Source organism: Blastopirellula retiformator, from assembly GCF_007859755.1.
GTDB classification, from domain to species: Bacteria; Planctomycetota; Planctomycetia; order Pirellulales; family Pirellulaceae; genus Blastopirellula; species Blastopirellula retiformator.
Genome location: NZ_SJPF01000003.1, coordinates 789,813 through 808,849, shown reverse-complemented (window position 1 = coordinate 808,849; position 19,037 = coordinate 789,813). Strand labels below are relative to the sequence as shown.

The following is a 19,037-nucleotide window of genomic DNA, read 5'->3' as shown; positions in this document are numbered from 1 at the left end:
GTCGTGCAGGTTTTAGCGATTTTCGCCGTCAATGATGGCGATAGGCTATCCGGATGCTCCGGTTTTAGCCTTCTTCCGATTCGCTGCTGGTGCCAAACAGCGGGCCCGACGAACCGAGACCACCCTTCAGCTCTTGCTGTTCCTTTTCGGTGGTCGCTTCGGCGGCGGCGGCGGCGGCTTCGTCTTCAGCAGCCCACTGAACGCGTTTCCGCGACAGGCCGATCTTCCGCTCGTCGGTGTCGACGCGAAGGATCTTCACCTCGATGTCGTCGCCAACTTTGACGACGTCTTCGGGGTTCTCGACCTTTTCGTCGGCCAATTCCGAAATGTGGAGCAGGCCTTCCAAGCCATCTTCCAATCCGACGAAGACGCCGAAGTTGGTGATCTTGGTGACCTTACCTTTGACCAGCTGGTTCGGCTGGTACTTGTCCGGAATGCTGCTGGCCCACGGATCGAGATCCATTTGCTTCAGTCCGAGCGCGATGCGGCGACGGTCTTCTTCGATGTTGAGGACCTTGCATTCCACTTCCTGGCCCTTTTCCAGCATTTCGCTCGGGTGACCAATCTTGCGGGTCCACGACATGTCGGAAACGTGCAGCAGGCCGTCGATGCCTTCTTCCAGTTCGACAAAGGCGCCGTAATTGGTAAGGTTGCGAACCTTGCCCTTGACGACCGATTCGACCGGATAGCGATCCTTGATATTTTCCCAAGGATTCGACTGGGTCTGCTTCATGCCAAGCGAGATTTCTTGCTTCTCTTTGTTGATGCCCAACACGACGACGTCGATTTCGTCGCCAATGTTGACCACTTCGCTCGGGTGGCTGATGCGTTTGGTCCACGACATTTCGCTAATGTGAACCAGACCTTCGATGCCTTCTTCCAGCTTGACGAAGGCGCCGTAGCTCATCACGTTGACGACCTGGCCGCGAACCTTGGCGCCGACCGGGTACTTCTCTTCAACGCCATCCCACGGGCTCGGCTGCATCTGCTTCATGCCGAGGGCGATCTTCTGACGTTCGTGATCGATGTTCAGGATCTGAACTTCGACTTCGTCGTCGATCTTCACCACTTCGGTCGGGTGGCCGATGCGGCCCCAGCTCATGTCGGTGATGTGCAACAGACCATCGATGCCGCCCAGGTCGACGAACGCGCCGAAGTCGGCAATGTTCTTGACCACGCCCTTGCGACGTTGGCCAACTTCCAACTCTTGCAGCAGCGAATCGCGATCCTTCTGACGCTTCTTTTCGATCAGCGAGCGACGGCTGACGACAATGTTGCGGCGTTCTTCGTCGATCTTCAGAACTTCGCACTCGACCTTCTTGCCGATATAGTCGGCAATGTCGGACGGACGGCGAATATCGACCTGGCTGGCCGGCAGGAAGACATTGACCCCAATGTCGACCAACAGACCGCCCTTGATTTTGCGGACGACGGTACCCTCGACCACAGCGCCTTCCTGGATGGTGGACATCGTCGCGTCCCATTCCAGAATCTTCAGCGCCTTCTTACGGCTGAGGGTGATCATGCCGTGCGGGTCGTCGGTACGACCGAACTCGTCTTCGATATCCTCGACGAGAACTTTGATCGTTTCGCCAACCTTCGGCTCGTCGTCTTCTTCGTCCCACTCGTCGCGCGGAATGCTACCTTCGCTCTTGCCGCCGACGTCGACCAGCACGTATTCCTCGTCGACCCGCAGAATGGTCCCGTCGACGATTTTATTCAGCTCTACAGCTTCTTCTTCTTCAAACGTCCCGAAGACGTTGGTTTCAGCGTCTTGTACCCAGTTATCGATCAGCGACGTCAGCGTATCGTCGCTATCCAGATTGCGAATTAGGTTACGATTTACCATGAATTAAAGAGAAACACCTAGCCAGAAACCAGCGGACGACCCAGCCAGCCGCTCGTTCGGCTCCAAAAGTTAAGAAACGTCATCCCCGACGTGAGGCGGCGCCGCACGGCGCCTTACCCACCGTCAACAATCGGGCGAGAACAGGAAAAATTAGCAAATTTGTCAAGTCCAATCAACCGCGCTACCCCCTCCCAGGCTGCGAATCCGAATCAGTCAGCAACAAGATAGATAATCTACACCCGCTTTTGTGGCCTGCCGAACCGCCTGACTGCCGCAGGCTCCCCAATTTTCTCGCAAGTTTTCGTCACGCGCCGTAGAATCGGGCCAGTAGCCCAGAGGAGCCGGCAGCATGAAAACCACGATGCGCGAGGGGAACAATTTCCCGCAATTGGTGGAGGTCGCTAGTCAGCTTCCGGATTTCCCGTGGGAAGCCGAGCTGGCCGTCCTTTTCGAACCGGGCTACGAAGGCCCTTTTCCGTCCGACGAAAAGATCGAAGCAGCGGCCGTCCAGCAATCCCCCGCATATCTGGCAGACCACGCTGGTCTGCTGGCGGTCGCCCGTCAGCTACTAAAAAAACGCTGTGAGAATTGGGTCCCAGAAACGGCGGAAACATGGCAAGCCGAATCGGGCGGGCGATTTCAGTCAGTGCGGCAATTGTCTCGCGTATTCGCCTGGTCAGCGCATCATGCTGAACGGACTGGCGACCTTTCGCTTGCCGTCAAGGAAATCGAGTACGGCTTCCTCTTGGCGACCGCCAATCGCAAAGGGGGACTGATCGTCGACTATCTCGTTTCGGCCGGAATTGAAGGGGTTGGACTGAATGCCCTTCGCAAGATGCGGCGAAAGCTATCGCTGGAAACGCAACGATCGCTGCCAGATTACCTAGATGCCTACGAGAAGTCCCGCGAACCGTACGACGTCATCTATGAGCGTGACCGACAGTGGGAATTGGAGAATGGCGTCGAAGAGGAAGAGTGGGACGAAAACTGGCTGAAACAGGAAGAGTTCGCAGATCTTACGAAAGAAGAGCGCGACGAAATCGCCGCCCAAGTTGAAGCGCACCGTCAACGTTTTGCGCAACTGACTCCAGAAGAACAATCGCAAGCGCGCCGCAATAGTTTCGCAGGCGCCGATCTCCGCTCTCTCGCGATGCTCCGGCTGCTTCGCATCGAATTAGCCCTTCTCGTTTACCAGGCAGAGCAGGGGAGCTTGCCCAACCACCTTGACCAACTAACGCCAAACTACCTGGCCAGCGTCCCACCCGATCCGCATGGTGGTGGCGACTATCGATATCGTGGGCAAGGCAAGGGCTACCTCTTGTACGGTCTGAACGAACACCAGATCGACTGCGGCGGCAAACGGGGCGGCCTCTTATCGGTCCATGGCGGAGCGGCCGATTTCTTCCTCGACTACCTGGACTTCAGCGACGAACCGCAGCCAACCAATTTTTTCAGCCGAATGCTGTCACGCATTCGCAGCGGATGGCGTTCGCTCGTTCACGCGTAGGATGGGCGGCCAAGAAACGAAAAACCGCCCGATGAATGATCGGGCGGTCTTCTGAGTGACAAGCGGACTCAAGCGAATCCCCAGCGTTACCTTCCCTTCAGGTCGAACGTATACTCGTTCGGCCCGGCCTTGGTGACCTCGGCCGGGATGCTCGCGGTCTGATCTGCGTATTTGCGGGGCAGAACGTTCGCTGGCGCGTCGGCATCGATCACCATGAAGGTAACAGCATGCTGGCCGAGTACGGCGCCATCAGCGTCGCCGGCATATCGCAGCGTAAACTTTCCTTCCGCATCGGTCCCGCCGCGCGAGACGCGGCCTTCCGTCGCCGGCGTAAAAACGACGGTCACGTTCTCGACCGGTTTACCGTTAACGGTCACCACCCCGGTCACCGGGGCCAGTTCTGGATGATTGGCTGCCGGGCCACATCCTCCCGCCAAACCGATCAAGATCATGCAACCAAGCAACACACGCCGGTTCAAGCGGCCTTCTTTCTCGTTCTCTGACATTGCCCGTTCCTCTTAATATTCGCCAATGACGTTGCCGTCGGCGATTTTCGCCAAGTTGTAGAGAGTGTTCGCATTGGTCGTTTCGCTTAGGAAGTGAACCGAAGCATCGGCGAATAATGAGTTGCAACCGCCTGGGTGATTGCTGCCCGGCGTCCAGGCATACGGTTTTTTCGTATCAACGCCCGATTCAATCCGCGTCGAGTTGATCTGCAAGTCCATCGCCAACCAAAACGTATTGGTCCAGGTTCCCCAATACGGTCCGTAGTTGGTGGAGGATTTAATCATCCGGGTTTCGCACAGCAGCAGCGAGTTGCTCGTGCCATCGACGATGTCGCGGATCTTGCTCGAACCGTTGATCCCAAAAGCCGGTCGCAAGCTTGAGTTGTTATCCGCGGAACCCCACAGCAGTTTCGAGTTGTCGGAGTTATCTTCCCACGTGTACGTGATCGCCCCGTAGCTGGTGCGATAGTAGTTAATCGTGTAGTAGTGACCCGAGGTCGAAGTGCTGGTGCCGGCCTGATCGCCCGGATCGGAGGGACAAGCGAATACATCGAGATGCACACCCTTGATCGCGCTCATGTTGCTCGCCGCGTCGGCCGCGACCGGATCGGTCATGTCGGAGTGAGCCGAAAGCCCAACCGGATAGCGAAAGTCAATCTGATCGTACAGATTGCCCTGTTCCAGAAACGGCAGGATCATCAGCTGAAACGTCGTGTTCCGGACATTGCCGTCCCAGTTTTGCGACGCCGGAATCACATCGCAGTAGCGGCATCCCGGGTTAATAACCGCCGGCGGAAACGCCCCGTGCGTGTCATGATAGGTGTGCAGCGCCAAACCATGCTGCTTCAGGTTGTTGGTGCACTGCATTCGCCGAGCCGCCTCGCGGGCCTGTTGCACGGCCGGCAATAGCAGCGCGATCAATACGCCGATAATTGCGATCACGACCAGCAATTCGACCAGCGTGAAGCCAGACAAGCGTGTAAGCCGCCCACGCCCTAGATTCCTCTTCTCCATGATTTCTCCTCGCCCAGAATGAGCGTCCGCGCGGCCGCTCAACAGATAAAAGTGGATAACCAAAACACCGAAAGTCAGGGAAAACCGCACAGCAACCAGATTGGATGGCGGCATTGTGCTATTTTTAACCACTAAGCGGTGCTTAGCATCCCCCATAAACACACAGAATCGCGAAAAACTCAAGAAATCTATGTTCTCTGACCAAATGCGACACAACCCATGCTTGGCGGTTTATCGATTTGGGCCTGCTTCGCTACTCACTCGCCCTGCCGCGTGGCGAGATAGCGCTCCGAGCGGGAGACGGAGAGAGAGAAAGCGAGTGCCAGAAGGGGAGGCGAGAGTCGCCGAACAATGCCCAGGTTCGCCAGTGCGACGAACCGGAGGACTACCACAACAACAAAAAAAAGAGCCGAACGTTGCCGCTCGGCTCCTTGGATCCCTGAAAGCGTTTTCGGTCAACGGCCAGGTTCCGGCGGGGCTTCCGTCATGCTGGCGTCGGTGGTGTCGACGGTCGATTCCGGCTTCTTTTCGCCGCACCCAAGGACCAGGCAAATCGTAAGCATCAAAACAAAGGACGCGAGGTAGCGCATATCAATTCCTTGCAACGCGAGGTGTCGCTGACAAACAAAACAAACTCGAAACGGCAAATGACGCTATTGGTCGAATCCGCGGGCGTGACGATCTGCGACGGCGTTCAAGCACAGGTAGGTGCCGTAGTCCATCGTTTCGGTGATCGTACGAACCGACGCGTCCCCCAGCAGGCTATTGCAGATGCCGGAGTGGAAGCTGCCCGGCCCTTGCCAGTCGTTGTTGATGTGCCGATAGGCGATGTACGACGGGGTGAAGTAGTACGGATTGCTGCCCGTTTTATTGAACCAGCCGTCAGCCGTTGCCGCCGTACCAGTTGGGTCCGCGTAAGGTGCGCGGCGGCTAAGTCCGGCAAAGCCCGTGAAGACGTAGGCGGGGCGAACCACCGCTTCGGCAGTCGGCAACCGTGGGATGCCAGTGCCCCCTTTCATCCGATCACCGCCGTTCTTGTACCCGCTGCCATTGGTTTCGGAGACGACGATCGTATTGCTGGTCCCGTCCACAAAGCTGGCGAACCGCGTCTTCCGACCAATCGTAAAGGCGCCGGAGAAATCATTGGCCGAAGTCGACGACGAAAAGCCAGACAGTCCCTGGCTGGTTAGCGTCGCGTCGCTGATGCCGGCGGTCGTCCACCAGTGATACCCTTCCGAGCCGATGTAGTTGGTGATTGAAACGCCGTTGGTTTGCGAGGTATCCATCGGCGTGCCGTCCGAAGGACAGAGCAACACCGAGGCGACCGGAGCCCCTTGCAGGTTACCAAGACTACCGGGCAGCGTTTGATTCCAAGCGGGCGCGGCAAAGTTAAACTGATCGTGCAGCGCTCCTTGCTCCAGTTGCGGCAAGATCAGCGAGATCCAGGTATAGCAGCGCGTCGCCTGAGGGTTGCCGTTTCCGTCACCCAAGATCGCCAGCGGCGGGAACTCTTTGAACGTGTCGGCGTAGTTGTGGAGGGCCAGGCCAATCTGTTTCAGGTTATTGACGCATTGCGTTCGCCGCGCTGACTCGCGAGCTTGCTGAACCGCCGGCAACAGCAGCGCAATCAACACGCCGATGATAGCGATGACAACCAACAGTTCGACCAACGTGAAACCGGCGCGGCCGCTAAGATGGCGGCGGCGAAAATTGACGATGCTCATGATTCTCTCCAGGATTGGTCGAGAAAATCGACCGACAAGATGATGGGAAAATGACGGGCGACCAGAAGCGCCAAGATCAAAGACGGGACTTGAAAGAGTGGACCGAGAACCAGCACAATTCGTGTCGCTCGCAAGTCCCAATCAACGGCGGACTTGGCCCTGCACAAATGCACTGAACTCTCTAACAGAAGAAAGTACCCGCCTCTCCCCTGCTTTGCCATCTAAATATTACAAAAAAATCATTTTTTCGCAGTTTCGGCCTATTCAGAAATACGAACGCCCTCGCATCGGTCCGGCGCTGACACGTCAAGGAGAGAATCTTCTACGCCCTAAATAACTCGGAAGACGACATTAAGGACGATCGAATTCCCATCGGCCAAGCTCAGGCCTCGGCAAAAAACATCAATGCTTGTTGATACGAGACAAGCACGATGGCGAATCCGGCCTTTCCCGGCCAGAGTCGCTTCGATCGATGGGCAAGAAGCGCGTCTGCTAATTCTTGGCGGGAAGCCATTCCGGAAGTTGTCGCTGCGCTGCCGAAATGATCGAAGATTCGGGAGCCGCCCCCTTCGTAGCCTCCTTCTTGGAGCACCCGGGCCGACGGTATATAGGTGCGGACGTCATTCGAGTAAGCGGCGACCCACAATTTGCCCGAAGGCGTCAGGCTCTTCAGACGCACCGAATAGTCAACCGTCACTTCACCTCCAAGAAAGACGATCGCTAGGTCGTCGCCCAGCGTCCAGCTTTGCACCGGGTAGTCGAGCGCGGTCGGGATCGCCTGGCCGGCTTCGATTCGCTGGACGTACTTCGACGCGTAAAAACCATCGATGCCGCTCGCCTTCGCCATCGATCGGGCGCATGGGCGCCTTCATCAAGCGGACGACCTCGTCCCGGATCGCCTGACCGTATTGCTGTGCGAATTCGAGTTTCCGCGCGGCTGCGGATTTTGGTCGCCGCCGCAACCAATGATGACCAGCGCAACGGCGCCGGGATATTCCCGTTCCAGATACTGGGCGCCATAACCGGCCCAGTCGCCAATAAACGCCGGCGTCGTTCCAATCGTCGTGCAATGACATGCGTAGCCGACAATCGCCGAGCGGACTTTGTCGTCCGCATCGCAAACGGTTAGCAGCGGCAGTTGATGATCGGACGGTCCACCGCCAGCGCGACGATTGGCGGCAAAACCAACTTCGCGAATTGCAAACTCGAGCCGCGCGGGCAATCGATCGTCGATCGCTTGGCTCGCCGCTTTGACAAGCGCTGAGACTAGCTCACCGGTATCGCGATCAATCGCCTGTTGCCGCTGGTGCGGGATCGACTGCGAGGCGAGATTCGGTAAGACGCCGCTGAGCATCGGCGCGTAGTGCGTATGCGTCGAACAAATCGCTAACCGCGCCCGGGGAAGTTGATACTTCGCTCTCAATTGCTGGGCGACCCGATCGCTTGTCTCCGCCGAGACGCCGCAGTTATTGACCATCATCAACACCATGGGCGACTCCTCTTTGTCGCCGATCGAAACAGCGCGGGCATAGAGCGGCTGAATCGTCTCGGAGACTTCCTTCAAACCGCGCGAGGCATAGCCAGACAACATGACGGGATAGTCGGGAGTGATCTCTACCTTCGCCGTACCAACCAAGTAAGGCAGGTCAGCGGCACGCAAGCCTGCGGCAAAGGTGATCGAGAGCAGAACGCCAAGCGTAAGGACACACCGAATTCGGTGAGACATAGCAACGGACTCGTTGTGGAAGGGAAGGCGGAAGGCCAGGGGAGAATCCCCGCTTCTTGGGAAATCGATTGCAGTCAGAAGGCGGGCGAGATCCACATTTTTGGTGCCGACTGCGGCGATCCGCGACCACTTTTTACGGTGATCAACTCTTGGTTCGATCACCGAGACATTTCGCCACGTTTACCCCGGAAAAACAGGGTTAAAGCGATGACAGACAAGCCCTCCTTTAGGGCTCTCTATTAGCAGAAAGAATACCGCCATGTGAAATATCGAAGCCTGTCAGCGCAAATATTCATGGACTTCGCTAGTTTTCGATTGATAGCCTAGGTAAATGGCTTGGCGCACGAGTTCAGCGGATTCGAACTCGCCAAACTTTGCAGCACTAAGCGGGATCTAACGGAGGGATGTCCAGCAAAACGACTTCGACTCCCGGCCCCGCACTTCGCTGCGAATGTGTTGCGACTTTATTGTTCTTCAGAAAACGCTTGACGTTTTTGATGAGAACAAAGCGCGGTTTATTCTCTTCTTTCATAGTGGTGATTTATGAACACTTCAATCAACTTTTCCCATGTGCGGCGCCGACGCGGTTTTACGCTGGTCGAACTCTTGGTGGTGATCGCCATCATCGGCGTTTTAATTGCGCTGCTGCTTCCCGCGGTTCAGCAGGCGCGGGAAGCGGCTCGCCGCATGCAATGCACTAACCAGATGCGCCAAGTCGCCCTGGCGATGCACAACTTCCACGACACCTACGGCGAACTGCCGCCGGGAAGCCAAGGAAACAATCTCTGGGGCCGCGACTCTTATTCGTACTACTGCTTCATCTTGCCGTTCATCGAAGAAACGGCGATGTACGATCAAATCGACTTCACCAACAAGATCAATGGCGTGCCCGGATGGGGCGGTCAGGCCCGCATTGCTTTGCTCGACACGATGATCTGCCCGTCGGACGACACCAACATTCAGGAAGAAGGCATCCTGGAATGGCAAAACTCGTTGCAAAACTACGTCGTTTGCTACGGCGACTCGAACTATAACTCCGGCACGCCCTGGAGTGCGGTTGACGGCTACACCGGAACCGCCGGCATGTTCGTACCCGAAAAGCGAGCCAAACTGCGTGACGCCACCGACGGTCTGTCGAACACGCTACTGGTGTCGGAAATCATCACGCCGACGCAGCAGGACATCTGGAGCGCGATGGGGCGTACGCAAGTTGCAATGGGCGCCGGTTTCACGACTTACCTGACGCCGAACGCCGATGCGAATGATCGCAGCAATCGCTGCCATACGAACCTCGGCGGCGCGCTCGGCGCCAAGTGCACCGCGCATGCCGACTGGGACTGGGGCGCCAACGTGATCGCTCCCCGCAGCTGGCATACCGGCGGCGTCAACGCGGCCCTCTCGGACGGGTCGGTCCGGTTTATCGCCGACACGATCAACGTCACCACGTTTCGTAATCTTGGCGCCCGCAGCGACGGCCAAGTTCTCGGCGAATACTAACTGCCGGTTGAAAAATGCCATCGTGGCATTTTTCAACCTCGCCAGGCTCAGAGCATAGCTCTTCGCGGCTCGCAAAATAACGACTTACGTCGTTATTTTGCGAGCGCATCCGTGCGATCACGCAGTCCGTCGAGAAAATCAACGGACTGCTAAACCTCATAACCGCCCTAAGAGCGGGAATCGAATCTACGCTTCCCGCCGAACTTCGAGGAGACGCCTCCGATGGTGATCACCCCTGCGCACATGTTGTCGATATGCCTCTCCGCATGCCTGCTTCTCGTTTCCGTCGGGTGCGGCGGAGACGGAAAAATGGAGGTGCAAGGAGTCGCAACCTTTAATGGTCAGCCGATTGAGAAAGGCTACGTTGAACTAGCTCCGGTCGGCGGCGTCGGCCAATTCGCCAGCGCCGATATCCAGGACGGCAAGTTCACGCTACGGACCAGCCCTGGTCTGCGGCAAGTGAAAATTACCGCCCAACGAAAAATTGGTGAGACGGCCCCGACCGAACGGATTCCGAACCCCGAGCCGATCTACTTTCAGTATCTGCCGGCCGAATTTAACTCGGCCTCGCAGTTGCAAAAAGATATCCAGGGGGGAACGCTGACGCTCGACTTGGAAGGAGACGAACTGCAGCCGCAAAAACTTTCCGGCAGCGACCTGCAGCGAAAGACGCGACAAGGCGCGACAAGGCGCTAAATAAACCGCGTGGCCGCGTCGCTCTCCAATCGAGAATCAGAGAGCGGCGTGGCCTTTTTTTGCGTTACTTCATCAGCAGTGCGGCCGTTTCGTCGCATTTCTCCCACGGCACGCCATGACCGCACTCTTCGAGAATTTCCAGCGTTGCATTGGGAAGCTGCTGGGCGTAGTACTCACCATGCGGCAGCGGAATCATCTTGTCATGCCGCCCCCAGACCAGCGTCGTCGGCTGCGTCACCCGATGCAGATGACGGGGCAGCTTCGGATCGTGCAGGTACGGGTTCCAACCAACCCGGGCCGTCGCCTCTCGGGCGCGTAGCCACATCAGCATTTGCGAATCGTCAGGATTGCGGGGAGTCGTCTGCAGTGCCGGCGGGCTTTCCGGATCAAAAAAGATCAGCTCGCGCAGCTTGTTGAAGTCGTCGATAAACAGTTCGCCCATCGGCGCCCCTTCGACATACAATCCGGCCGCAGCGATCATTCCCAAACGACTGATCAGTTCCGGACGAAGAATCGCCAGCTCGACTGCGATCCAGGCGCCAAGCGAGTAGCCGATCACCGGTACGCCGCTAAGCTGCAGTTCGGCGAACAGATCGACATAGTGCCACGCCATATCATGGATGTCGAGAATGTCGTTCAGCCCTTCGCTGAGCGCAAAACCGGGATGGGCCGGCACGTAGACGGTGTACTGCTCAGCCAGTTTCTCCATAAACGGAATCGGCTCGGTCTCGCCCCCGGCCGAGTGCAGATAGACCAGCGGCGGGCCTTCGCCCAGGGTCATCAACTGCGTCTTCTTGCCGCCGACATGAAGAAAACGGTGCTGCGGTTTCGCTGGCATAGTCATTCCTGAAAATCAGATTTGGCCGATCGCGCGCAGTTTCGGCATCACTTGTTCGGCAAAGAGGGACATATTCTTGCAAGCCAACTCGTGCGGCAAGGTTCCTAGTTGAAACAGCCCCAACAGATTGCCGACGCCGAGTTGGTGGATGTAGGTCTGCAGCTTTTCTCGAACCGTCTCGGGACTGCCGACGATCGCGTAGCCGCCTCGCTCGATATCGTCGCGGGTTTGGCAAACGGTCATAAACTGCTGCAGCCCGCGCTGAATCCCGGCGATCGAACGTGCGCTGGTATACCCCGGCGGAAAAATCACCAGGCCTTTCAGCAAGTTACGGACGAAGTACCACAGATGCTCTTCGTATTCTTCCCACGCCTGGGCGTCGGTCTCGGCCACGTAGATCGGCAACAACCACCCCAATTGCTCGGGATCGGCGGTGTAGCCGTTTTTCTCACAGGCGTCGCGGAACATGTCAAAATTCCGCTGGAAGAAGTCGAGGTGAAAGTAGGGAATCCCCATGTAAGCGTAACGCCGCTCGGCGACGAACTGAATCGTTTCGCGACTGCCGGCGCCAGGGATCCAGATCGGCGGGTGAGGCTGCTGAACCGGACGCGGCCAGGGATTCACGTACCGCAGCTTCCAATGCTGGCCGTAGTGCTCAAACGGGCCTTCTTCCGTCCAACAGCGGAGAACCAGATCAAACGCTTCGCGATACATGCTGCGGGCATGCGTCGGATTGAGCGAAAAGCTGAAGTATTCCGGCCCGCCGCCGACGACCAGCCCCGCGATCAATCGACCGCCGCTGATGCAGTCGAGCATCGCAAACTCTTCGGCCACGCGCGTCGGCGGGTTGTAGAAGGGGAGGGCGTTGCCGACGACAGCGATCTTCACTCGCTTGGTCTGCCGCGCTAAGATCGAGGCCATCAGATTGGGACTGGGCATCGTCCCATAGGCGTTCTGATGATGCTCGTTAACGCAAACGCCGTCAAAGCCCAATTGATCAGCCAGGACCAATTGATCGAGATAGTCGTTGTACAACTTTCCGCCATGCAGCGGATCGTACAACGAATTTGGAATCGTCGTCCAAGCGCTGTCGTACCGCTCCGCAAAGTCGGCGGGGAGTCGATCCCACGGCATCAGGTGAAAGGCGAAGAATTTCATAACGGCAACCTGCTACCAATCCATTCTAGCAAGTGAAGGCTGCCGTCCACCTTCGCCGATACGCCGCACGTCCGCAAGAGTCCTTGCTCTTGCGGAGCCGCAAATCGGGTTGTCGCCAACCGGATTGATCGCCGCAGGGGGCAAGGCATCAAAAGTGTCATGGTAGTTAGGCAGCGCGAGCCCAATTTGCTTCAGGTTGTTGCTGCATTGCATCCGCCGAGCCGCTTCGCGGGCCTGCTGGACCGCCGGCAACAACAAAGCGATCAACACGCCGATAATCGCAATGACCACCAACAATTCGACCAATGTAAAGCCAAACCGAAAACCACGACCGGAAGCCATAACCATCTACCTCGACGAGAAGAATTGTAGTTAGAACGAGAACCACACCCCCCTACACCGGGGACACAGCAGCCCCTTGGCCAACAATCCAATCGGATTTATATAAACTTTTCTTTCTGAGCGGTCAGGTTCGTAATCGGGTCGATTGAGCATCTCGTGTCGTCGATCAGGAGAAATTGGGGGGCCAACGGCACAGACAGACCACTTTGCCGAGTACAAACCTGCGTGAGCCACGCTTCAAGATTTACCAGTGGTTTGCTGGTCGCTCAAAAAGCCCCGCTTTTTCTCGATATTGGCTTTTCGCTGGCCTCCCCGTTATCTTGAAGGGTCGATTCGGTCCCTTCTCAAATTCCTTTCCCGCCGCAGGTGTTCCTCCATGCTCCGTACCATCCCTTGGCTAACAGTCGCTCTGTTGCTCTCGGTCAGCAGTGCCGTTTTGGCTCAGAACAAAGAACGCCAGAAGTTTACGCTCCAAGGGGAAATCGTCGGGATGCGGGGGCCGCTCCTTCAAGCCAAAGCCGCCGATGGCACTCCTTGGCTGCTCAAAGTCGAAATCAAACCTGAGGATATGCAACTGACCGGCACCGCCGAAAAAGGGTGGGTCGCTCCCGGCATGTTCGTCAGCTTCACCGGCAAGTTTGACGGTCGCGGAAACTCCCAAGAGCCGATTGCTGAGATGACCGTCTTCACCCCGCGTGAAGGAACGCCGCTGGGCGTGACCGAAGAAGCGTCGCTGGGCGGCTTGGGCAATTTGTTTGGGGGCGGAGATGACGGCGGCAGCAAACCGCGTAAAAAAGCGGCCGACGAGATTTCGACCTACCTAGTTAACGGACGCGTCGCCGGCGTTTCGCGGGACGGCAAGTTGAACGTCATCGCCGGCGGAACTCGGCTGACAGTTGAGTTGGCCGAAGAAGCCGAAGTGAAGGTCTCGGTCTCCGATCCGCGTCTGATTCGCCCCGGCGACAAGTTTGAAGCGGATGGTTGGTACTATCAGAAAGGGCAGGGGATCGTCTCTGGCAAGTTCCTGGTCGAAGCCCAGCCGTTCACCGCTCCGGAAGATCCCAAGATGGCCCGCATCCGGGCTCGCGAAGAAGCGGAACGTGCCCGCCGCGGCGAGATGAAGAAAGACGAAGGAGCGCCCGCCGCCGAAGGCGAAGGGGCAGCCCAGCCGGAAGCGGAGTAGGTTTCACCACTGGCGTAGGTTGGGTGCAGCGCAGCGAAACCCAACAATGCGTTTGCAAGCGGAAGGTGGGTTGCGCAAGCGATTCATTACTTTCTGAGAATCGCGAGGCGCTGTGCGCTTGCTCCACCCACCCTTACGTGAAGCGCATCTAGCTCACGTGACGCTTCGCTTCACGTAGCTTCGCAAACAACTCTCGATGCCTGGTCGCGGCAGCGGCCAGGCTATATTTTTCGGTCACCTCGGCCCGAGCCGCCGCGCCCAACTGAGCGGCCGCCGCCGGTTGATGCAGGACGTTGACAATCTCTTCTTGCAATGCCTGCACGTTGTCGACCGGAAAGAGCAGCCCGTTGCGGCCCGACTCGACCAACTGCCGATTGCCGCGGATGTCGGTCACAATCGCCGGCAAGCCGGCCGCCATCGCTTCTAATAGTGAGAGCGACATTCCCTCTTCGTGCGACGGCAGCAAAAAGAGATCGGCCGCATCGAGCAAGTCCGAAACGTCGTCAAAGACGCCTGGCAGGAAGATGCGATCCTGCAGGCCAAGCGAATTGATTCTCTCGCGCAATTCCGCCTCTTGTGGTCCTTCGCCGACCAGCATCAGCTTGGCGTCCGGAAATCGCTGCAAGACGAACCGCCACGCCTCGATCGCGGTGATCAACCCTTTCTTGGGATGCAAGCGACCGGTGTAGACGGCCAGCGGCATGTCGTTGTTAAGCGAGAAAGAGGGCTGCGCACTTTGCAGCGCCATCCGGGCATCAAACCGCCGCTGCTTGGTACGGTCTGGCGGAATCGCGACGCCGTTGGGGATGAAGTGCAGCCGGTCCGGATCATATCCGGCGGCAAGCAGCTCTTCCATGATTGCCGGACTTGGCGCCACGACGGCATCCGCCTGATGACAGACGCCGCGTATCCGCAGGCCAAAGTTCGCTTCGTCCTGCCAGCGACAGTCGCCGGTCTCCCCGCCTCCTTCGGCGCGCAAAATGATCGGCGTCGACGTCTTCTTCAGCCGCTCAACGGCCATGTAGGCGCTATGCTTCAGCATCGAAACGTAGACCGCGTCCAGCTCGGCTTGATGCTGCTGCAGGTATTTGCCCAGCGACATCATGTACCGCAGCGTCCCCCAGCCGCGCAGTTGCGGGTTGGGCAGGCGAAAAATCGGGATCTCGCGATGGACGATGCGCTCTGGCCAGTTTCGATGCCAGCGGGCGGTCACAATCCGCACGTCGACCGATTGCCGACGCAGCTCTTGGGCCAGCTTGGCCATCACCATCTCGGCGCCGCCGACCATCGGCCAAAACCGCCGCGTCACCAGCGCGACGCGCATGCCGCTCATTGCGCCCCGGCGGCGATCTCGTCCGGATCGAGCGCCGCCACAAAAGGTAGATTGCGATAGTGGTCGTCGTAATCGAGCCCGTACCCAACGACAAACTCGTTCGGAATATCAAACGCCGAGTAGTCGGGGCAATACTCTACCTCGCAGCGTCCGACCTTGGTCAACAACACCATCGAGCGAACCGAAGCGGCGCCACACGTATGCATCCGCCGGACCAGCTCGTCCAGCGTTCGGCCGGTGTCAAAGATGTCGTCCAACAGCAGCACGTCGCAACCTTCGACCGCCGGCATCAAGTCGATGTTGACGACTAGCTCACCGGGGGAAGTCGCTTCGCCGCGATAGCTGCGGGCCTGCAGCACGCCAACCCGCAGCGGCATTTCCAACTGGCGGATCAGGTCGGCCAGCAGCACCACGCTGCCGGTCAGCACGCCGAGCACCGTCAGCGGGCGACCGTCGTATTGCTGGTTGAGCTGGGCCGCCAAATCGCGGACGCCGGCTTCCAATTGCGACTGGGAGATCAGAGTGCGCACGATTGATTACAATATGCCGAAGTAAGGACCATCTGGGCCGCAACCGCCGCGACCGGTCGCTATTGTAAGCGAGCCGCTCCCAAACAGTAACGCCCTTAAGAGCGCAAAGCCCTCTCCCCATGACGACCGACATCGGAAATTGGAGCGAAACGACGATCGCCGGGCATCCCTGCTTTCTGTTTGAGCCCCAGCAGCGAAATCCGCACGGCTACGTCGCGATTTACCTGCATGGCGTCCATCTGGGCCGGCTGCAAGACAAAGTGGAGTTCGTCTCACAACTGGAGAAATATGGCCTGCCGGTCATCGCGCCGGTGACGCTCCGCAGCTGGTGGACCGATCGCATTTGCCCCGAATTTGACTCGGCAATCTCGGCTCAGCAACATTTGCTCGACAATGTTCTGCCGTTTGTCGCTGCAAAATATGACGCCGCACCGCCGCAGATCGGCCTGTTCGGCACCAGCATGGGAGGGCAGGGGGCGCTCCGTCTGGCTTACAAATTTCCAGACAAGTTTCCGGTCGTCGCCGCGATCAGCCCGGCGATCGACTATCAAGAGCGGATGCGTCGCGACGACGAAGATCCCCTCTGGCAGCAGTACGAGACGGCCGAAGCGGCCCGGCAAGACACCGCGACGCTCCACATCCATCCGCTCAACTGGCCGCGGCATCAGTTCTTTTGCTGCTGTCCCGAGGACGCCGACTGGTGGGAAAGTTCCGAGCGATTGCGGATGAAGCTCTACTCGCTGGGGGTGCCGCACACGTGCGAACTCGAAGTCTGCGGCGGCGGGCACGGGTTTCCCTACTACGGCAAAATGGCGGCCCGGGTGATCGAATTTCTCCACGAGAGTCTCGAGACAGAACGCCGCCGCGTTGTCTGAAACCACGTGCTGGTGGGCCCCCTTTGTCGACGATTGTGATATCGTAGAGCAAACGCGAAGAAGAACAGGAAAGCCTGCTGCATGAAGCGACTGCTGCTGATCATTCCCACGCTCGACCGAGGGGGCGCCGAAAAACAACTGACGATGCTGGCGACCGGCTTGCCGCGCGCTCAGTTCGACGTGCATGTTTGTCTGTTGACCCGCAGCGGTCCGCTGGAGGAAACGCTCCGCGCGCAAGACATTCCGATCGTCGAGATCCGCAAGCGTCGCAAACTCGATCCGCTCGCCTATCTGCGGCTAAAAAAAGAGATCAAACGCCTGGCGCCCGACATCGTCCATACCTGGATTTTCGCCGCCAACGCTTACGGTCGATCGGCCGCCCAAGCGGTCAAGGTTCCCCATATTATCTGCGGCGAACGTTGCGTCGATCCTTGGAAACAAGGGTACGAAATTGCGATCGATCGCTACCTCGATCGCAAGACCGACAAGATCGCCGTCAACAGCAGCGGCATCGAGCAGTTCTATGTCGAGAAAGGACGCGACCCGAAAAAGTTCGTCGTGATCCCCAACGGCATCGATGCAACTCCCCCGCCGGCGCCACTGAGCCGCGAGCAATTGCTGCGGCAGTTGGATCTTCCTTATGATTCGCGGCTGTTGGTCGCCGTCGGTCGGCTCTGGCCGCAAAAGCGGTTAAAAGATCTGATCTGGTCGATCGACATCCTGAACCGAATACGCAGCGACGTCCACTTGCTGATCATTGGCGACGGCCCGCAGCGCGATCGTCTGAAGAAGTTCGCCCGCCAGGCCAACACCGAAGGCTCGGTCCACTTCCTGGGCGCTCGCAATGACGTTCCGCAAATCATGGCGCACGCCGACTGCTTCCTGCTAGCCAGCGGTTACGAAGGGCAATCGAACGCCCTGATGGAAGCGATGGTCGCCGGCGTTCCGGCTATCGTCAGCGACATCCCCGGCAATCGCGATCTGGTGGTTTCGGAGAAAACCGGTTTTCTGGTCCCGTTGGGGCAACGGGCTGAGTACTCTCGCTACACGAACATCGTTTTGGAAGACGACGACCTCCGCCGCCGCCTTGGGCAGGCTGCCCAGGAGCGGATCGCGGCCGAATTCTCGATTCCGCAGATGATCCAGCGGCATATCGACCTCTATGACGAGGTTGCGTCCACTTGACCCCCGCCAAAGGTGGATTCCACTCAATTGCGGCGCCAGGGGGTATTTCAAGTTACACTAGTGAAATTGTTTCTGCATTGAGTTAAGGACGTGGGAGAGCTAGATGCTCATCGCCAATTGCCCGCACTGTAACGACCCGATCCGCATTCCCGGCGCCGCCGACAGTTCGTCGCGCGTCCGCTGCCCCTGGTGCGAAGAGACCTATCTGCTGGCCGACGTCTTTGAGCATCTGCCGCCGCTGGTCGATGTGCTGGAAGGTCCCGGCAGCCAAGGCGAGATCTCGGTCGATAGCGACGCCGACGAATACCAACTGGCCGGAGCGCCAACCGCCCCCGACTTCAACTTCAAGGAATCAAGCGGAACCGGCGCCAGCTCTCCACCGCCCATGGCCCGCGTCGAAGGACGTTCCGCCTCGACGGCGCGTCGCCCGGGCAAGTCAGGCTCGAACCCCGCCTGGGAAGCGTTCAAGGTAGTTGGCGGCGGCGTCTTTGGGATTGTCATCGCGATGTTCGCGGTGATGTGGATCTCCGGCGACGACAAGTTCCATATCGTGCAGTACATCCCGTCGTTCGCCTACTTTACGGTGCCGCAAGAGTTGTGGACCGAAGAAATGAAAACGGCGGCCGGCAGCAAGGACGAAGAAGCTTCCCCCGGCGAAGCGGAGCCGGCCGAGCCCAAAATCAATACCGAACCGGTGAAGCTCGACGAACCGGCCCCCGATGCCGAAGATGGCCAAGTCAGCAAAGCGGTCGACGACGGCATGAGCAGCCTGAGCGCCGCTTTCAACGAAGCGAAGAACCGCGGCGAGAAACCGGCTCCGGACTTGGGCAAGTCGGACTACGTTCCGCCGCCCGAACCGCCGGTCGTAGTGAAGCCGAGCCCCAAAGTCGACAAACAGGTCGCCGGAGAACTGGCGAAGCTGACCGACGAGATCGGCCCGATCGGCGCCCAGTTGCCCGCCAAAGAAGAACCAGAGCCGCCGAAGCGCCGCGAGCAGAATATTTCGCTGGCGCCGGAAGATAAGTAGGCATGGCGAGGTTGAAAAATGCCACGATGGCATTTTTCAACAGGCAG

Annotated in this window: 17 protein-coding genes and 1 pseudogene; 7 read left to right on the top strand and 11 right to left on the bottom strand. The window is 58.3% G+C overall.

Annotated features, from left to right (window positions below; all coding sequences use genetic code 11):
* Nucleotides 1–64 precede the first annotated feature (64 nt).
* Nucleotides 65–1,849, bottom strand: coding sequence for a 30S ribosomal protein S1 (locus Enr8_RS15095; protein ID WP_146432951.1), 1,785 nt, complete (start codon nt 1,847–1,849; stop codon nt 65–67).
* Between the two features lie 349 nt (nt 1,850–2,198).
* On the opposite strand from Enr8_RS15095, the gene Enr8_RS15090 reads away from it, so the two are divergent.
* Entirely contained in the window at nt 2,199–3,356 is a 1,158-nt protein-coding gene (locus tag Enr8_RS15090; protein WP_146432949.1) for a hypothetical protein, read from the top strand.
* Between the two features lie 86 nt (nt 3,357–3,442).
* Here the strand turns inward: Enr8_RS15090 and Enr8_RS15085 are convergent, their stop codons facing one another.
* The 5 genes from Enr8_RS15085 to Enr8_RS15065 all read right to left on the bottom strand — a co-directional run bounded on the left by Enr8_RS15085 (nt 3,443) and on the right by Enr8_RS15065 (nt 8,326).
* Entirely contained in the window at nt 3,443–3,862 is a 420-nt protein-coding gene (locus Enr8_RS15085) for a DUF4198 domain-containing protein (protein WP_146432947.1), read from the bottom strand.
* 12 nt (nt 3,863–3,874) lie between these two features.
* Nucleotides 3,875–4,876: a DUF1559 domain-containing protein gene (locus tag Enr8_RS15080; RefSeq protein WP_146432945.1), complete on the bottom strand. Its 1,002-nt coding sequence runs from the start codon at nt 4,874–4,876 to the stop codon at nt 3,875–3,877.
* Between the two features lie 653 nt (nt 4,877–5,529).
* Nucleotides 5,530–6,600 (bottom strand): DUF1559 domain-containing protein, encoded by a 1,071-nt coding sequence (locus Enr8_RS15075; RefSeq protein WP_146432943.1) that lies wholly within the window; start codon nt 6,598–6,600, stop codon nt 5,530–5,532.
* A gap of 382 nt (nt 6,601–6,982) precedes the next feature.
* Nucleotides 6,983–7,447, bottom strand: a complete 465-nt coding sequence (locus Enr8_RS15070; RefSeq protein WP_146432940.1) for a hypothetical protein — start codon at nt 7,445–7,447, stop codon at nt 6,983–6,985.
* Between the two features lie 24 nt (nt 7,448–7,471).
* Nucleotides 7,472–8,326 carry a hypothetical protein gene (locus Enr8_RS15065; RefSeq protein ID WP_146432938.1) on the bottom strand — a complete coding sequence of 285 codons (855 nt, stop codon included), beginning with the start codon at nt 8,324–8,326 and terminating at the stop codon, nt 7,472–7,474.
* A gap of 543 nt (nt 8,327–8,869) precedes the next feature.
* Between Enr8_RS15065 and Enr8_RS15060 the strand changes: the two genes are divergently transcribed.
* Both Enr8_RS15060 and Enr8_RS15055 read left to right on the top strand, forming a co-directional pair.
* Entirely contained in the window at nt 8,870–9,823 is a 954-nt protein-coding gene (locus Enr8_RS15060; protein WP_146432936.1) for a DUF1559 family PulG-like putative transporter, read from the top strand.
* A gap of 315 nt (nt 9,824–10,138) precedes the next feature.
* Nucleotides 10,139–10,519, top strand: a complete 381-nt coding sequence (locus tag Enr8_RS15055; protein WP_146432934.1) for a hypothetical protein — start codon at nt 10,139–10,141, stop codon at nt 10,517–10,519.
* Between the two features lie 64 nt (nt 10,520–10,583).
* On the opposite strand, the gene Enr8_RS15050 is transcribed toward Enr8_RS15055, so the two are convergent.
* The 3 genes and pseudogenes from Enr8_RS15050 to Enr8_RS15040 all read right to left on the bottom strand — a co-directional run.
* Nucleotides 10,584–11,357 carry an alpha/beta fold hydrolase gene (locus Enr8_RS15050; protein WP_146432932.1) on the bottom strand — a complete coding sequence of 258 codons (774 nt, stop codon included), beginning with the start codon at nt 11,355–11,357 and terminating at the stop codon, nt 10,584–10,586.
* 15 nt (nt 11,358–11,372) lie between these two features.
* Entirely contained in the window at nt 11,373–12,515 is a 1,143-nt protein-coding gene (locus Enr8_RS15045; RefSeq protein ID WP_146432930.1) for an LLM class flavin-dependent oxidoreductase, read from the bottom strand.
* Nucleotides 12,516–12,635: 120 nt separating this feature from the next.
* Nucleotides 12,636–12,857 (bottom strand): annotated as a pseudogene (locus tag Enr8_RS15040) (DUF1559 family PulG-like putative transporter); the annotation flags it as partial.
* A 376-nt stretch (nt 12,858–13,233) separates the two neighbouring features.
* Here Enr8_RS15040 and Enr8_RS15035 point away from each other — a divergent pair.
* A complete protein-coding gene (locus Enr8_RS15035; protein WP_146432928.1) occupies nt 13,234–14,040 on the top strand; it encodes a hypothetical protein in 807 nt (268 codons plus the stop codon).
* A gap of 148 nt (nt 14,041–14,188) precedes the next feature.
* On the opposite strand, the gene Enr8_RS15030 is transcribed toward Enr8_RS15035, so the two are convergent.
* Nucleotides 14,189–15,364, bottom strand: coding sequence for a glycosyltransferase family 4 protein (locus Enr8_RS15030; protein ID WP_186767670.1), 1,176 nt, complete (start codon nt 15,362–15,364; stop codon nt 14,189–14,191).
* A gap of 5 nt (nt 15,365–15,369) precedes the next feature.
* The gene (gene hpt / locus Enr8_RS15025; RefSeq protein WP_146432924.1) at nt 15,370–15,903 is read right to left on the bottom strand and encodes a hypoxanthine phosphoribosyltransferase; all 534 of its coding nucleotides are present in this window, start codon (nt 15,901–15,903) and stop codon (nt 15,370–15,372) included.
* 119 nt (nt 15,904–16,022) lie between these two features.
* On the opposite strand from hpt, the gene Enr8_RS15020 reads away from it, so the two are divergent.
* The 3 genes from Enr8_RS15020 to Enr8_RS15010 all read left to right on the top strand — a co-directional run bounded on the left by Enr8_RS15020 (nt 16,023) and on the right by Enr8_RS15010 (nt 18,990).
* Complete coding sequence (locus Enr8_RS15020; RefSeq protein WP_146432922.1) at nt 16,023–16,778, top strand: alpha/beta hydrolase-fold protein; 756 nt, start codon at nt 16,023–16,025, stop codon at nt 16,776–16,778.
* Nucleotides 16,779–16,859: 81 nt separating this feature from the next.
* Complete coding sequence (locus Enr8_RS15015) at nt 16,860–17,963, top strand: glycosyltransferase (RefSeq protein WP_146432920.1); 1,104 nt, start codon at nt 16,860–16,862, stop codon at nt 17,961–17,963.
* A gap of 103 nt (nt 17,964–18,066) precedes the next feature.
* The gene (locus tag Enr8_RS15010) at nt 18,067–18,990 is read left to right on the top strand and encodes a hypothetical protein (protein WP_146432918.1); all 924 of its coding nucleotides are present in this window, start codon (nt 18,067–18,069) and stop codon (nt 18,988–18,990) included.
* Nucleotides 18,991–19,037: the final 47 nt, after the last annotated feature.